Here is a 15,348-nt window from a genome sequence, read left to right on the forward strand (position 1 = left end):
AACAAAATATATCAACAAGTTTTTTTATAATCGAATTAACTAAGATCTGTATCAGGAGGATTGTATCCAAGGTGACGAGCCATTGATACAATTTGGCCTTTATGATGAAACTCATGTGTTTCTGTATGGGTTAAAAGCCATAGCGGAGTTGTACTCCAAGGTTCTTTTTGCCATTTCACTTCATTTGCTATATTTTCGAGCCAACGGTCATTGTATTCATCTAAAAAACGTAGTACAACCTCATCTACTAACTTAAATCTAGCACGGACTTTCTCGACATCTGCATGCTCAATTTCATCATCACTAGCAAATGAAAAATCTGCCCGCTTTAGCTTGAATGCGAATGATCCAAGCCAGTAGCGATAGCAATCGGCTACATGAATATGTGTCTTTATGATGCTACCGCTCCCGAAATTTGGAACAGTGCTATGTAATTTTTCTAGTGGAATTTCTTCCAAAAACGAAAATAGAGTTTCTCTTGTAGAACTAATAAGATTATATTGTTGTTTTAAAATATGTAACATGTAATTAACACTCCTCTTTTAAACTATTTGTGTAGTAAGTAATTCTATATGTACAAGGGGTGAACCTTTTATTATGTTTACAAAGCATATTAGATGTATTTCTTCATTGTTTCTGATAGATTAAACAAGGTGAAACTTTAATAAGTTGAACATTCTTAGTTCATAATAAATTGTACATCAAGAAGGGGAACGATAAAGTGAATAGAATAATTGGTTTAAAACAATTTGAAATAACGCGTGGGGCATTACTTAAATTTATGGAAACGTTAGATGATAAAACTGCAGATACACAGCCGGAGGGTTTTAATAATACAATTCGCTGGCATATTGGTCACGTGTTAACAGCGGCAGAAGTTTTCATGTTTGGAAAAGAATTCAAACAATTACCAACTGAATATCCAGGTATGTTTGGGTATGGATCAAAACCGTCTAAATGGAAAACAGAAGGGCCATCATTAGAAGTGTTAACGGCTCAATTAAAAGAACAAGCAAAACGTATTAACGAAATTCCAGCAGAAGCATTTGAAAATAAACTGCCAGAGCCATTCCTAGGATTGGAAACAGTAGGAGAACTATACGGTATGATGCTTTATCATGAAGCTGATCATATTGGGCAAATGAAGGCGATGGAACGAATTATTAAGGCTCTTTAGTTTGAATTGCATATGAAAAACGAAATCACAGATGTTTTGTGAAAATTGAGGTGTAAGTAGTTACAATCTTATTTTTCACAATACAGGTGTAATGTTAAATAATATAAAGACAAAAAGGATAGATAATTTATTATCTATCCTTTTTGTTGTTGAACTTCTTGAAGGATTATGAACGCTTACCATCGTGATACTGATGAAGTAGGAATAGTTATTGTTTTTTGTTTTACATAATAGAAAAATATTGAAGAAAATACAGAATTAAGGTTGCAAAAGCCCTATGAAATATAAGTATAATAATAGAGAAGAAATAGAAGTAGGAGTGAAAACTATGATTACATTAGAACAAAAGCTGGAGCAATATACACATACATATGCACAGTTAAAGGGAGAACTAAAATGGAAAACGAGTGATTCTCGAACAGGAATGATGATTGCTGCTATGTATGCAGGTAGTGATAAATTGTTTGATCTCGGACGTTTTTTAGAAATTAGTAGTTATATTAAGAATCAGGTAGGGATGTTTTCATACTTGAAGTCTTATCATCGCTTTGTGGTGGCCGCAACTTTAGATATTCACTTTACAGATTACAAGGAAGCTTTCCGGGAGTTTTTAGATTTATATGAACAATTGGTCGCTGGTGGTTTTAGCCGAAGTATATTTACTTATCTCGCAGCATCTGTGCTTTTAACAGAAGAAAATGAACAGCATGGCACGCACATTCAGCGTTCGATGCAAGTATATAAACGTATGAAAGAGGATCATCTTTTTCTTACAGGTACAAATGATTATCCGCTCGCGGTTTTACTAGCAGGACAATCAGAGAATGTAGAAACACTTATGGACCGAGTAGAACGTCTGTATCAGAAACTAGCGAAAGCTGGTTTGCGTAAAGGGAATGATCTTCAGTTTTTAAGTCATATCCTCTCACTAAAGAAGGATGTCCGTGAAGAAATGTTAGTTGCAACATGTACAAACATATGGAATTTGTTAAAACAAGAAAAGGTAAAAGTGAAACAGATGCATTATCCAGCTATCGGGCTACTAGCGTTACTTGAAGATGGAGAAAAAGAGATTCATTCTATTAAAGCATTGATTGAAAAATTGCAGGGGGAGAAATTATTCCGTTGGCATACAGATGCGAATATTCTTATTGCTATTCAACTGTTCGTAAGTCAGAAAGGTGAGGAAAGTAAAACTACCAACACAGGTTTACAAACAATGATAGAAGTCCTCATACAGGCACAACAGGCAGCTATGATGGCAACGATTGCTGCTTCATCTGCAGCAACCTCTTCTGCTAGTAGTAGTTCATAATGTGCAACGAATGGCTTATGCTCTTGTAATTCATAACTCCTTTGATAAGGGCGGTTTAAAAAATATTATTAAAAAAGCCCATCACTCTCTAATGAGTGATGGGCTACCTGTTTTTACATAATCAGCGTTATCTTTTCGACTCCTTCAAATATTTGAGCTGTGTAACAATCATAATGCTAATAACAACGAGTAAAAACCACGAGCTAATTTTGCTTAAGTGAACGAGATTCCACGCTTCCCGTTGATTTGGATATTGCCATGCTCCGAAAAATGTTGCGATGTTCTCTGCAATCCAAATAAAGAAACCAATAAGGAAAAAGGAGAGAACGAGTGGCATTTTATATGTAAAGCCTCGTAATGAAAATTCTACAAATGTCCGAAAGAAAACGATGAATAAAAGTACAGTTAATAAAAGTCATATAGAAAATGATGTGTGAAAAAATTGAAATAAATCATAGCGCCTAGAGGTATTGCGAAAACAGCACTCGGCCAATGATGCATTTGCAAATGCAATCTTCTCCACGCTTGGCATATGTAACTTGCAACACTTGCATACATAAAACCACTGTAAAGTGGAACTCCAAAAACCTTTGAATACGCCTCTTCCGGATAACTCCATGAACCGAAATGTACTTTATATATTTCTAGTAAAAGCCCGATAAGGTGGAAGACAGTAATTACTTTTAGTTCGTCTTTCGTCTCAAGTCCAGTCTTGTACATGATCCACTGCATAAGAAGACATACGATGAGTATGAAATCATATCGGTACAACCCTGGAATCGAAATGATTTTTGAAAGGGCTAGTGTTAAAAAAATAATGACAGGGAATAAACAAGATAATGCTTGCTCGTAAGTAAAGTGTAGTAGTTGTTTTATATAGACCATTGTGTCACCTTCGATATTTTTATTGGAAAACTCAAAATAATGACTAAGTATACTACAATTAAAAAAATAAGCCAGTAGTCTATTTTTCATGTATTTGTAAGTTTTAGAAACGAATTGTAATAAGTATTTTAGTATTTAACGAAGCAAAAAAATAGTTTGCTATTTAAAAAAAGTGGGGATATAATATCTAAATGAAAATGATAATTATTATCAGTAATGATTATAAATTAAAAATAATTATAAAAAACAACTGAATATAAAGGATGAAATGAAACATGTTACATAAGTCTGTTGTATATGCCGGCAATAATCGCTGGATACATATTAAGTTCATATGTTTCATGAGCTTAACAATATTATGTTTAATCGGGTCTCTATTTTTAGCTATTGCATTCGGTGCAAAGGATATTCATTTGGAAACCGTATGGGCAGCGGTTTTTGATTATAATTCGAATTTAACGCAGCACCAAATTATTTATGAATTAAGGCTTCCAAGGGTAATTGGCGCAGCAGTTGTAGGAGCGGCTTTTGCAGTCGCAGGAGCAGTTATGCAAGGAGTAACACGAAATCCTTTAGCTGATGCAGGTGTGCTTGGTATAAATGCAGGCGCGATGTTTGTAGTAGCACTTAGTTTTGCCTTTTTTCCGCATATGCCGTATTCCTATTTAATGATTGTTTCCTTTATTGGAGCGGTTTTAAGTACAGTACTCATTTTTATTATCGGATCAGCAACATCAGGCGGATTAACACCGATGAGGTTAACGATTGCAGGGGCAGTTATGGCCGCGTTTTTGCATTCGTTAAGTTCAGGTGTCGCGATTTATTATGACTTAAGCCAAGATTTAGCATTTTGGTACGCTGGTGGTGTTGCAGGAGTTAAGTGGGAACACTTGAAATTTTTAGTTCCTATTATTCTCATAACAATTCTTTTTGCTACAGTGATAGGGCGGTCTATTTCACTCATATCAATGGGGGATGACGTCGCTACAAATTTAGGAGTAAAAACGAACCGAACGAGAATACTAGGGATGATTATAGTAGTCATTCTTGCCGGTGTATCTGTTTCAGCAGTTGGTTCTATTGGATTTGTAGGACTTGTTATTCCGCATATTGCTAGAAAATTAGTCGGTGTTAATTATCGACTCATTATTCCTATGTCAGCGTTATTAGGAGCTATGTTAATAGTTTTAGCTGACTTAGGGGCAAGAACAGTAAACCCTCCTAAAGAACTTGCGATAGGAATTATGGTAGCTCTTGTTGGAGTTCCGTTCTTCCTCTATATAGCACGTAAAGTTGGGAGGGAGCTATAAGTGAAGGAGCTTATGAACACAGATAAAAAGAGAGCTATTACTGTAACTACAATTTTTGGTTGTATTAGTATCGCTGTCATTTTAATTAGTTTAAATACAGGGACACTGAGCATAGCGCCACTTAAAGTAATTCAAACACTTTTCGGTTATGGTGATTTTGAGAGTGCAACAGTGCTATACGATTATCGTATGCCAAGAATTATTATTACAATGTTAGCCGGTATTGGCCTTGGGATTTCCGGTGCGATTTTGCAAGGATTATCACGTAATGCACTTGCAGACCCTGGTATTTTAGGATTACATTCAGGTGCATCTTTCGGGCTAATTATATTTGTTACTTTCTTTCATTCTATTAATGAGAATGCATCGATTTTAATACCGTTATTTACATTTGGCGGGGGAGTACTAGCTGCGTTTTTAATTATTATACTTGCGAGTGATCGGTCAAAAGGTTTACTTCCTATTAGACTTATTCTCGTTGGTATTGCTGTTTCAGCTGGCTTTAGTGCGATTTCGTTATTTTTCTCCCTTAAGTTAAATGATGAGACGTATACATTCGCTTCTAGATGGTTAGTTGGTAATGTGTGGGGAAGGGATTGGATTCATGTCCTAGCATTATTACCTTGGATATGCATACTAACCCCGTATGCATGGCTAAAATCTAAAACGCTAAATGCATTGTCACTAGGTGATAGTGTGGCAGCGGGACTTGGTGTTTCTGTTCAAAAAGAACGGTTACTCCTTTTAGCTACAGCGGTTGGATTATCTTGTGCGAGTGTATCGATGGCAGGAGGGATTGGTTTTATCGGTTTAGTTGCTCCGCATATTGCAAGAAAGTTAGTAGGTACTACCTATCAACATTTCCTTCCGCTAGCTGGCATTATCGGAATGATTATTTTAGTACTAGCAGATACGATTGGTCGTTCTATATTCGAGCCAAACTCTATTCCAGCTGGTGTAGTAGTGGCAGCTTTAGGAGCACCGTATTTTCTTTATTTACTTACAAAAACAAAATAAATACTTCAAAGAGGAGAACATATGAAAAAGAAACTTACTATTTTATTTAGCATGATGTGTATTTTAGTATTAGCAGCATGTGGTCAAACGAAATCTAATGAAGAGGCAACGAAAAAAACTGAAAAAAGTAATGAGCCGAAAATCGCTTCTATGTCCATTCATTTAACGAATAATTTACTGGCATTAGGAATTACACCTGTAGGCTCCGTTATTGGTGGAGATTTAAAAGATTTCTTACCGCATGCAAAAGAGCAGTTGAAAGATACGAAGAAACTTGGTGTTGTAACGGATCCGAATATGGAAGCATTACTTCAATTGAAGCCAACTGACATTTATGTGGATGAAAAATACGCGGGCAAAGATTTAGCAAAATACGAAAAAATTGCAAAAACACATTCTTTCAATTTAGATGAAGGTACGTGGAGAAATCAGTTAAAACAAGTTGGTAAACTTGTAAACCGTGAGAAAGAAGCGGATACATATATTCAAGATTACGAAGAGCAATCAAAACGAGTAAAAAGTTTAATAGATAAAGAATTAGGTAATAACGAAAAAGTAATGGCAATTCGTGTTACTGCAAAAGAATTACGTGTATTTAGTACGAAAAGACCGATGGGACCAATTTTATTCCAAGACTTAGGATTACAACCTGCAAATGGTGTAGAGAAAATTGATGGAAACCGTCCTTTTGAAGTCATTTCACAAGAAGTATTACCTGACTTTGATGCAGATGCTATTTTCGTTGTTGTAAATAGAGACGATAAGGCAAAAGCTGCATTTAAACAACTTCAAGAAACACCAATTTGGAAAGACTTAAAAGCTGTTAAAGGAAAGCATGTATACATTATTAATGACCAGCCATGGCTTGACTATTCTGCTTTAGGCAATAAAATGGCAATGGATGAAGCGGAGAAAATGTTTACGAAATAATATCGAGTCGTTGTTAGGAAGATCCTCTAAATTTTGAGGGTCTTTTTTTTATTGTTAGAATAAATGAAAAATTATACAATGAATTTAATTTAATGTAGAGGAGATGTGCCAATGTCAGCGCTTATTGTAAGTATCCCGTGTATAAAGCAGTTTATAGAATAAGGGGATAAATAGGCTAATAATTATCCCTGTTATTAAAAAAGGGGGAGTTTGAAATGACAATGAATCTTTTTCAAAATAAAACGATTAAATTATCAGCTATTAGAGAAGCAGATGCTGAAGTAATGGCTATGTGGCAAGAGGATAGTGAGTATTTAAGAAATGTCGATACAGATGTAGCATTCCCGCAATCTTTAAAGGAAATAGCGAGTGATGGGCTATTAAAGGGACGGAGATCAAATAGTGTTTCTTTCATGTTAAGGACAGTTCAAGAGGATCGCTTAATTGGTTTTGTTGCAATTCATGGCATAGAGTGGAATAACAGAACGGGTTTATTAGCAATTGGAATAGGAGATGCAAATGATAGAGGGAAGGGATATGGAAGAGAAGCAATTCATCTTATTTTAAACTATGCTTTCTATGAATTGAATTTGCACCGCGTCGGTCTTGATGTTATTTCTTATAACAAAGCTGCTATTGAGCTGTATAAAAAGATGGGTTTTCAGATGGAAGGCTGTATGAGAGAAGCGGTTCAAAGAGATGGGAAGTGTTTTGATCGTATTATTATGGGGATATTGCGGGATGAATGGATGGAGCTGCAAAAATAAAAGTGATGATAACAAGTCAATTATTCATACTATGAATAATTAAATAGAAAGGAGAACTAGGTAGGTACTAGTTTTCCTTTTTTATTTTTGGTACTAATTATATGTTTTTATAAATAGTTTGTATCCTGCGAATAAAAGGGTGCAGCCTAAAGCGAATGTTAACATTACCCCAGTTGAAAGATTAATAGAAGGATTAAAAACTAAAGTCGCTGTTTCGCCAGTTAGAACACTGTGAATATTCACGTAAGTAAATGGGTTGTAAGGAGAAGAGAAACTCTTCATTCCAATAAAAGCTATAATACCTACAAAAGGCGTTGTAATACTTAAGCTTTTTAGTAAAAGTGATGAAATATAGTAAAAAGAATATAGAAAAAATGTTAGTACAACAGTTAGTAATAATACTTGTCCGAAGTAATTTTTCAAAGTGATAAAGTGAAATTGATCTTTAATGGGATTTAAACTATTATATTCACTGCCAAATGGATTAGGCTCGGATCCTTCGTATACAAGGACTGGATAATTAAAATTTCCGATTCCTTTCGTGAAATAGCTACATAACAAAGGAATGAGTAGCATTAGTAAAACGAAAACAAGTGTAGAAAGGAATCCACTAAAATACTTTGTTATAAATAATGATTTTCGTTTAATAGGCAAAGTATAGTAAAAATGCAAACCGCGCTTCTTATTATTCATTTCAGAAGAAATATTATTTCCAAAAATAAAGCATCCAAATAAAATAAGTACTGGTATATAGTAGTACTGGATTATTTGATATAAAAATAAAGATCCAGTTGTGCCATAACGCATAGTATCCTTTTCCCAATATTCTAAGGCACTCCCTGTAAATTGATCGTAAATTGTAAATAGGAAGGGGGTATAAATGGTATGTTGAATGAATGGTTCAGCTTTATTTTTTTTCAGTAATAATAATTCTTCCAACGTTGCCCGTGCTGTAAATAAGGAAATATATTGTTTCTCAATTGCGTAATTGAATGTGTTAGTGCCTTTTGAGCTCTTAAACATAAATTGTAAATGATTTATATTCTCTTCATATATGTCTTGCCAATTACTTTGAGAATAGTTCGCAATCCATTTGTTTTTCTGTGAAAGAGATTGCTGAGATTCTTGAATAGCTAATTTATTTTCTGTAATTTTTTCAACATCGCCATTCTGTTCAGCTTCAATCTTTTGCAGTTCTAGTTCTTTTAAAGCCTGTTGAGAAATGTTAACGCTATTTTGTGCAAATGATAAATTCCCACGCTGGATATCTTCCGCGACAGAATAATTCAAGAAATATAAGCTGCTAATGAAAAAAATAGAGGTTAGTACTGCAATCCATGTTGTTTTTTTCTTGAAATATTTTTTGAATTCAAATTGGAAGAGTTGTTTCATATTACACCCCCCGCTTTCGATTCATGCATATGGCACATAGTAAGAGCAAAAATGTACTTCCGATTAACATCACTGCACCTAATGGATAATATCCATTATTATCTAAAATGACGCGATCTATTTGTTGATAGGAAAGGGGAGATAGAAACGGATTAAAGCCAATTTTTGATAAAATGAAACCACTGCTCAAAATAAAAGTGAGAATTAAATATGTAACAAGAGTATTTCTTATCCAAAATCCAATGAGCACTAAAAAGGAAATAGCTACAGTGGAATAACATAGACTGTAAGCGAGAGCTGTTTTTAAGTATGTACCTGAACTAATAATAGTTTCTGTTTTTGTGAAAAGCGGGTAATTAAAAATATTACCGATAGATTTTCCGAATATTGTCGGTAATATATAAGATAGTGAAAATACTAGTAAAATCCATAGGAGACTAACAACAAGTAAACTGAAAAATTTTATTAAGATATAGTGACTACGAGAAATAGGTAAAGTATAGGCTAGCTTAATCGTATGGTCTTCAAATTCTTTCGTAATGACTGTACCTAGTAAGAGTAGTAAAATAAGAAATCCTGGGGCATTGAGTAGTAGTGAAATTACTTTTTTCATAAATAGAGATGGTTGAATGGAAAGGTCAAGGTCTTCTTTTGGCAAACCTTGTTGTAATAAGATTTTATTCAGTTGAATTGCTTTTTTCATATCTTTTTCGCTAGCTGAGAAACCTCCTTCTACTCGTTCAAAGCGCATAGCTAAGTCATACACTTTCATTTCAGTCTGTAATTCATTTTTTCACTTGTTATCTTTTACTTCTTGTATAAGTTGATTTAAATGTTTTAATAGCGGAAGTCCGATTGCTAATCGAGATTCGATTTTTGCGTTAGGTCCTTTTTTTAAGTCCTCTTGATCTCTTATAACTTGATTAGAAACTTCTGTTTCATATTTAGAAAATAATTCGATTTTTTTCATTTGGACTATTTCTTGTTTAAGCGCATTATGAAGAAATAACCCGCAGATGATTAGTATAGTAGCAATGATTAAAGTAAAGAGAATATTAGAGTAGAGCATTTTTTTTAGTTCGAATAGAAATATTTTCATGTCTTATCACCACATACATTAAATACTTCTTCATATCTTTTTTCAGAACCGATAACTTCTTTTTGGATATCAATAATATTAATTTGATGAGAATGAAATATAGTAATAAGGTCTTGGATGGTGTGGTGTTCTAATTGGATTCGAAGGCTATTCTTAGTTAACACTGTTTGTACGTTTTCTTGTAATAAAACGTGTTGTGTGTGTTTTAAATCTGAAAATAAGAAGTGATAATAAATTTTTTCGTACTTTGTCATATCTTCTTCTATTAATTTGCCGTCTTTTAAAAAAAGAATCTTCTTTGTAACACGGTCAATTTCTGATAAGTTATGAGAAGAAAGAATTATCGTCGTACCTTCATCTACTAAACGTAATAAAATTTTCCTCATCAGTATAGCGCTAGTTGGATCCAAGCCATTCAGAGGTTCATCAAGGAACATAAGCTTTGGTTTGTTTAAAATTGCCATCGCTAAGAGAAGGTGTTGTTTCATACCTAAGGAGTAATCTTTGATTTTCATCTTTACATAACTTTCCATTCCTACGTATTTTACAACTTCATTCATGCGTTCTTTTAAAATTTTTTGCGCATCACAAATGAATGCAAGGTGGTCGTAGCCGTTTAAATAGTCATATAGTACAGAATTGTCTTGTAAAAAAGAAACGTCTTTAAACACTGAAACATCTTTGTTAGATTTCCCCATGAGTTCAATATTTCCGGATGTAGCGGGCAAAAGGTTGGTAACTACATTTAAAAAAGTAGTTTTACCAACACCGTTAGGGCCTACTAAAGCCCAAATTCCTGGGGAGCTGATTGTGAGGTTAATTCCATCTAGTATTTTTTTATGTTTGTAACTTTTGGATAAATTATTGATAGATAGAATAGTCAAGTAGAATTCCTCCTTTTTAATTAATTGGTATAAAATGTAATTACTCTATTAATTATAACTGAAAATTCTGATTTATAAATAGGTATAGTTACAAATTTAAGTTTTTTCTAAAATTAATTCTTAAACCTATTATATGAATAATTTAGAAATGAGACTGTGAAGAAAGGAAAAAGAGCACTTGTTGGAGAATTTTTACAATGTGTCGATTAGAGAAAAAGGAGCTATGCAAAATGAATTTAGAAAAAGCAAAACCAGTAAATGAAGAGGTTGCTGAATTAAAGGAACTAATTAAAGAATTACACGGAAGTGTACATCAGCTTCAAAGTGAAGTGCAGCAACTAAGGCACGAAAGACCGGTCGTTGAGGTGAGAAAAGGTGTTCAATTATCACCAACAATCGTCGGACAAATTGGTGGTATGATTTTAGGTGGATTAGCAATTATCGGTATATTTTGGTGAACGAAAAAAAGGTATGCAATTTAGAGCTGCATACCTTTTTCATTGTCGTTATTTGTCGGTAAGTCGATATTCTCTGTCGAATCAACGATATAATTAGAAAATCGTCGATATAATTTCACGCACTATAGCATTTACATTAAATAACGTAAATATATATAAGCATGTGATAATAGTAATGCAATGATTGTTAACGGTAAACCAATTTTTAAGAAGTCCATATATGAAAAAGCATGTCCTTCACGTTTTGCAATACCAGCAACGACTACGTTTGCGGATGCTCCGATTAATGTTCCGTTTCCTCCTAAGCAAGCTCCAAGTGATAACGCCCACCATAGTACTTCAATTTGCGGAGAGTCGACAGATAGTCCGAGTCCTGTAGCTAAATCTTGAATGAGCGGGATCATCGTTGCGACAAATGGGATATTGTCAATCGTCGCAGAGGCGATGCCTGATACCCATAAAATAAGTATAGCAGCGAAACCGATATCACCGTTCGTTACGTCGAGCACTTCTTTTGCGAGTGAAGAAATAAGCCCGATATCAATTAACCCGCCAACGAGAACGAATAATCCAGCGAAGAAGAAAATGGTTACCCATTCAACGTGGGCAAATACATCTTCAATATCATGTTCTTTCACGCCAATTAGCATAAGAAGTGTAGCGCCTGTCATCGCGATAACCGCAGCGTCTACATGAATAACAGAATGAAGGATAAAGCCTAAAATAGTTAGTCCTAAAATTGAAATGGATTTTAAAAGGAGGCTTTGATCTTTAATATAATCTTTTTCGTTCAACGCCATTAGTTTTTCGATTTGTTCAGGTGTTGTTTTTAGTTTGTTGCGATACATAAAGTAAATGATACTAAGTGTAACGATAGAGATAATGATTACGATTGGAGCTAAGTTTAGTAAAAAGGCATTAAAGTCTAAATGCTTGTTTGCTGATCCAATCATAATGTTAGGTGGATCACCGATTAATGTTGCTGTTCCACCTAGATTTGAAAATAGTACTTCCGAAATCAAATAAGGAACAGGGTTTACTTTTAAAATACGTGTAATGGACAGTGTAACAGGAACGATTAGTAGAACGGTCGTTACGTTGTCCAAAAAGGCAGAACCGACAGCAGTTAATAGGGATAGTAATAATAAAATGCGGATTGGTTTTCCACCAGCTGCCTTCGCTGTTTTAATGGCCACAAATTCAAATACGCCTGATTGACTCGTAATATGTACGAGAATCATCATCCCAATTAAAAGGGTGATCGTTTCCCATTGAATATGTGATGTGAAAGCAGTATGTAAATCTACAACTCCAAAAATAATCATAATAGCAGCTCCGAATAGTGCGATTACAGCACGATTCAATTTCTCAGAAATAATAAATCCGTACGTGATTAAAAATACGGCAATTGCAAAATAATATTGCCAATTTGCTACTTCATGTGCTGATTGTTCCAATCATGTCACCTTCTTTAAAGTATGTATTCAATTGTCGAAATGTATCTCGCTGCATAAATACGGGATAAAATATATTGTAGCAAATTCAAAAAAGAAAGAAAACTATTTAACAAAGTGAAGGAAAAAATATATTTTTTACATATCATATAAAAAATATAAAAAACACAGTGCAAATTATTAGGAAAAGTGAGCGTTGTCCTCTAATATAGAGATAGCAATTTACATTATTTTTGCGTAAAATGGTTTAAAGAGGTGAATTCCGATGGAAATAGTAAAAGATAGTTCTCTTATTCAAAATGAAATTGAACGTTTTGTAAATAAAGATGTATATATTCATTTAGAAACAACGAACGGAGCGTATGCGTCACACTTTAACGAAAAGATGATGACAGTTGGAGCATTCATTCGAAATGCAATTATTCGCTTTGAACGCGGGAAGATTACTGGAACGAATCCATACCGAGTTGGTTTGAAAATGGATCATGGCTGGGTATATGCAGAAGGTATTACGCACTGGGAAGTAGACGATAAAGAGCGTTTATTACTTGCAGGGCATGATAACCAAGGCCGCTTAGCAGTTGCACTTGAGTTAAGCTTAACGCCATTTAAGTAAGAAGGAGGGAAACTTATGGAGAGACATGTACTTGTTGTATTTCCGCATCCAGATGATGAAGCATTTGCTGCGGGAGGAACAATTCGCTTATTAACAGATCAAGGAGTACCTGTAACGTATGCATGTGGTACTTTAGGACAAATGGGACGTAACATGGGGAAAAACGTATTCGCTAACCGTGAAACAATTCCAAATATCCGTGAAAAAGAATTAAAAGATGCATGTGAAGCGATGGGAATTCAAGATTTAAGAATGCTTGGTTTCCATGATAAAACGTTAGAATTTGAAGATGTTGATTTCGTTGCAGATAAAATTGAAGCAATCATTCAAGAAGTAAACCCATCTCGAATTATTACATTTTATCCAGAGCACGGCGTACATCCAGATCACGATGCATTTGGCCGCGCTGTCGTTCGCGCTGTATCACGTATGTCAAAAGAAGAACGTCCAGTCATTCATGCAGTTGCGATTACGAGAAATCGTGAAGCTGTATTAGGTGAGCCGGATGTTGTAAATAATATTAGTGAAGTATTCGAGCATAAATTAGCTGCACTAGGTGCGCATCGTTCACAAACAGAAGCGATGCTAGAAGAAACACATGCAAAAATCAAAAATAAAGATGCAGCAACATTAAAATGGCTGCAACTTGAACAATTTTGGACTTATAAATGGGAGTAGGCTAGAAGATATCTTCTGGCTGCTCTTACATAAAAAAAGCACTGTCACTTGTGACGGTGCTTTTTTTGTTGAAGACTATATATTTCTTAGAGATATGCTTTAAAGTTTTAAAATTAATGTGCAGTATAGCCTCCATCAACAAGAAGTGTTGTACCATTAACAAAACTAGCATCATGTAGTGGAATTAAATAAGTCGGTTGTTTTTAGATTGAATCAGAACTAAAAAACAGTAAAAATAAATTGTTTAATAATAATTATTTATTGAAAAACGATAAATAACATGTTAATATCAAATTGAAAATTAGTAAAAGAGGTGTTTTTTATAAAATGTAAAATAAATGTTATGTACTAAAAAGAAATTGATAGAAATTAGGAAAGTTATATATTTTAATAGCAAAAGAAGCAAAGGGAGTTAGAGCATGATTAATAAAACAGTAAAGAAAGTGATCTTGATTGCAGGTGGTTTGTATATTACATATTTAGTAGGTGTAGTCATATTAGCGGAATCTATACCATATCCTACATCTCAACAACTTAAAGAAGCCGAAAAAGTAGTTGAACGCTATGTAGGTGAAAATAATGGAGTAGAAATGATAAATACATCTAGTAGCTTCACGGCTGAGATGTTCGATCGTACAATTCATATTGAAGGGAATTCAAAAGAGAATCCGGAACAAGTATTTCGAATGGACTTAGATCGAGTTTCTAATGAAAATGAAAGAATAACCGAAAAATCTATAAATAATATTTGTAAATCAAATGATGGAGGAAAGAATTTTACGTGCGCTGATGCTGAATAGCTAAAAGTAGGATGTGTAGCAGCATAGTAACGGTTGATAACTACTATTTTAGTTAAATAGGAAAAAGCCTCGCAGGGGGGCGAGGCTTTAAACAGGGTATTAAAAATTATCGATGCATTAAGAATAACTTCTTTTGAATAAACTAATTTTAGCATGATAACTCATATATATGTGTTACGAATTTATGAACAAAAAATCAGTGATAAGAATATAGAAAAGATAATAATTTATTTTTAATCTGTATCATTACATAAAGTTCGAGTAGAGTAGAGAGTATACTTTTGTATGGTGTAATAAAGATATAGTCTGCCTACGGAAATAGGTAGGCTATTTTTTATAAAGAAAAGACAACTTGAGTTAAAGTCCTTGTTAAGAAATAGGGTAAGAACAAGACTTTTTAAGGAGAGATAGGGTCGTTCAACAGATAAAGATATTGTATTTGAAACACGTGATTATTCGTGGATTAAGTTCTATTTTTGATGAAAAATCCATAAAAGGCATTACAATCCCTAGAACTGATATTTAGTAATGATTTGTAAGAAACATATATTTTGTATTATTTACTA

General features: G+C 34.0%; 16 protein-coding genes and 1 pseudogene. 10 read left to right on the forward strand and 7 right to left on the reverse strand.

Annotated features, from left to right (window positions below):
* Window positions 1-35: 35 nt before the first annotated feature.
* Window positions 36-524, reverse strand: coding sequence for a DinB family protein (locus DN394_RS09780; protein ID WP_097918066.1), 489 nt, complete (start codon window positions 522-524; stop codon window positions 36-38).
* 176 nt (window positions 525-700) lie between these two features.
* On the opposite strand from DN394_RS09780, the gene DN394_RS09785 reads away from it, so the two are divergent.
* Both DN394_RS09785 and DN394_RS09790 read left to right on the forward strand, forming a co-directional pair.
* Complete coding sequence (locus DN394_RS09785) at window positions 701-1,177, forward strand: DinB family protein (RefSeq protein ID WP_240514115.1); 477 nt, start codon at window positions 701-703, stop codon at window positions 1,175-1,177.
* Between the two features lie 277 nt (window positions 1,178-1,454).
* Window positions 1,455-2,492, forward strand: coding sequence for a DUF4003 domain-containing protein (locus DN394_RS09790; RefSeq protein ID WP_098084827.1), 1,038 nt, complete (start codon window positions 1,455-1,457; stop codon window positions 2,490-2,492).
* Between the two features lie 127 nt (window positions 2,493-2,619).
* Here the strand turns inward: DN394_RS09790 and DN394_RS09795 are convergent.
* Window positions 2,620-3,377 (reverse strand): annotated as a pseudogene (locus tag DN394_RS09795) (DUF817 domain-containing protein).
* Between the two features lie 275 nt (window positions 3,378-3,652).
* Between DN394_RS09795 and DN394_RS09800 the strand changes: the two are divergent.
* The 4 genes from DN394_RS09800 (at window position 3,653) to DN394_RS09815 (ending at window position 7,401) form a co-directional block, all read left to right on the forward strand.
* Window positions 3,653-4,687, forward strand: coding sequence for a FecCD family ABC transporter permease (locus tag DN394_RS09800; protein WP_098084824.1), 1,035 nt, complete (start codon window positions 3,653-3,655; stop codon window positions 4,685-4,687).
* On the forward strand, window positions 4,688-5,704 hold the full coding sequence (locus DN394_RS09805; protein WP_000661399.1) for a FecCD family ABC transporter permease: 1,017 nt from the start codon (window positions 4,688-4,690) through the stop codon (window positions 5,702-5,704).
* A 21-nt stretch (window positions 5,705-5,725) separates the two neighbouring features.
* Window positions 5,726-6,634, forward strand: a complete 909-nt coding sequence (locus tag DN394_RS09810; protein WP_097918070.1) for an iron-hydroxamate ABC transporter substrate-binding protein — start codon at window positions 5,726-5,728, stop codon at window positions 6,632-6,634.
* Window positions 6,635-6,849: 215 nt separating this feature from the next.
* Entirely contained in the window at window positions 6,850-7,401 is a 552-nt protein-coding gene (locus DN394_RS09815) for a GNAT family N-acetyltransferase (RefSeq protein WP_097918071.1), read from the forward strand.
* 93 nt (window positions 7,402-7,494) lie between these two features.
* Here the strand turns inward: DN394_RS09815 and DN394_RS09820 are convergent, their stop codons facing one another.
* The 4 genes from DN394_RS09820 to DN394_RS09830 all read right to left on the reverse strand — a co-directional run bounded on the left by DN394_RS09820 (window position 7,495) and on the right by DN394_RS09830 (window position 10,776).
* Window positions 7,495-8,793 (reverse strand): ABC transporter permease subunit, encoded by a 1,299-nt coding sequence (locus DN394_RS09820; RefSeq protein WP_141503348.1) that lies wholly within the window; start codon window positions 8,791-8,793, stop codon window positions 7,495-7,497.
* A gap of 1 nt (window position 8,794) precedes the next feature.
* Window positions 8,795-9,565, reverse strand: a complete 771-nt coding sequence (locus DN394_RS09825; protein ID WP_252197105.1) for an ABC transporter permease subunit — start codon at window positions 9,563-9,565, stop codon at window positions 8,795-8,797.
* 21 nt (window positions 9,566-9,586) lie between these two features.
* Window positions 9,587-9,763: a hypothetical protein gene (locus DN394_RS29365; protein WP_252197103.1), complete on the reverse strand. Its 177-nt coding sequence runs from the start codon at window positions 9,761-9,763 to the stop codon at window positions 9,587-9,589.
* Between the two features lie 125 nt (window positions 9,764-9,888).
* Window positions 9,889-10,776, reverse strand: a complete 888-nt coding sequence (locus DN394_RS09830; protein ID WP_098109962.1) for an ABC transporter ATP-binding protein — start codon at window positions 10,774-10,776, stop codon at window positions 9,889-9,891.
* Window positions 10,777-11,006: 230 nt separating this feature from the next.
* On the opposite strand from DN394_RS09830, the gene DN394_RS09835 reads away from it, so the two are divergent.
* A complete protein-coding gene (locus DN394_RS09835) occupies window positions 11,007-11,234 on the forward strand; it encodes a coiled-coil domain-containing protein (protein WP_001047304.1) in 228 nt (75 codons plus the stop codon).
* 131 nt (window positions 11,235-11,365) lie between these two features.
* Here DN394_RS09835 and DN394_RS09840 read toward each other — a convergent pair whose 3' ends face one another.
* A complete protein-coding gene (locus tag DN394_RS09840) occupies window positions 11,366-12,691 on the reverse strand; it encodes an ArsB/NhaD family transporter (protein WP_098209325.1) in 1,326 nt (441 codons plus the stop codon).
* A 262-nt stretch (window positions 12,692-12,953) separates the two neighbouring features.
* Here DN394_RS09840 and DN394_RS09845 point away from each other — a divergent pair, with 262 nt between their 5' ends.
* From DN394_RS09845 to DN394_RS09855, 3 genes are all read left to right on the forward strand, one after another.
* Window positions 12,954-13,304, forward strand: coding sequence for a YojF family protein (locus DN394_RS09845; RefSeq protein WP_000407039.1), 351 nt, complete (start codon window positions 12,954-12,956; stop codon window positions 13,302-13,304).
* A 15-nt stretch (window positions 13,305-13,319) separates the two neighbouring features.
* Window positions 13,320-13,982 (forward strand): bacillithiol biosynthesis deacetylase BshB2, encoded by a 663-nt coding sequence (bshB2, locus tag DN394_RS09850; protein ID WP_046957847.1) that lies wholly within the window; start codon window positions 13,320-13,322, stop codon window positions 13,980-13,982.
* 419 nt (window positions 13,983-14,401) lie between these two features.
* Entirely contained in the window at window positions 14,402-14,782 is a 381-nt protein-coding gene (locus tag DN394_RS09855) for a hypothetical protein (RefSeq protein WP_000608947.1), read from the forward strand.
* Window positions 14,783-15,348 lie beyond the last annotated feature (566 nt).

The organism is Bacillus sp. BB081, from assembly GCF_008368895.1.
Lineage (GTDB): Bacteria > Bacillota > Bacilli > Bacillales > Bacillaceae_G > Bacillus_A > Bacillus_A wiedmannii.

Bases quoted from the DNA above. Each gene is read 5' to 3' on its own strand.
- DN394_RS09780 (WP_097918066.1), bottom strand. From the start codon at position 524: ATGTTACATATTTTAAAACAACAATATAATCTTATTAGTTCTACAAGA.
- DN394_RS09790 (WP_098084827.1), top strand. From the start codon at position 1,455: ATGAAATATAAGTATAATAATAGAGAAGAAATAGAAGTAGGAGTGAAA.
- DN394_RS09800 (WP_098084824.1), top strand. From the start codon at position 3,653: ATGTTACATAAGTCTGTTGTATATGCCGGCAATAATCGCTGGATACAT.
- DN394_RS09810 (WP_097918070.1), top strand. From the start codon at position 5,726: ATGAAAAAGAAACTTACTATTTTATTTAGCATGATGTGTATTTTAGTA.
- DN394_RS09815 (WP_097918071.1), top strand. From the start codon at position 6,850: ATGACAATGAATCTTTTTCAAAATAAAACGATTAAATTATCAGCTATT.
- DN394_RS09820 (WP_141503348.1), bottom strand. From the start codon at position 8,793: ATGAAACAACTCTTCCAATTTGAATTCAAAAAATATTTCAAGAAAAAA.
- DN394_RS09825 (WP_252197105.1), bottom strand. From the start codon at position 9,565: ATGAAAGTGTATGACTTAGCTATGCGCTTTGAACGAGTAGAAGGAGGT.
- DN394_RS29365 (WP_252197103.1), bottom strand. From the start codon at position 9,763: ATGAAAAAAATCGAATTATTTTCTAAATATGAAACAGAAGTTTCTAAT.
- DN394_RS09835 (WP_001047304.1), top strand. From the start codon at position 11,007: ATGAATTTAGAAAAAGCAAAACCAGTAAATGAAGAGGTTGCTGAATTA.
- DN394_RS09845 (WP_000407039.1), top strand. From the start codon at position 12,954: ATGGAAATAGTAAAAGATAGTTCTCTTATTCAAAATGAAATTGAACGT.
- bshB2 (WP_046957847.1), top strand. From the start codon at position 13,320: ATGGAGAGACATGTACTTGTTGTATTTCCGCATCCAGATGATGAAGCA.
- DN394_RS09855 (WP_000608947.1), top strand. From the start codon at position 14,402: ATGATTAATAAAACAGTAAAGAAAGTGATCTTGATTGCAGGTGGTTTG.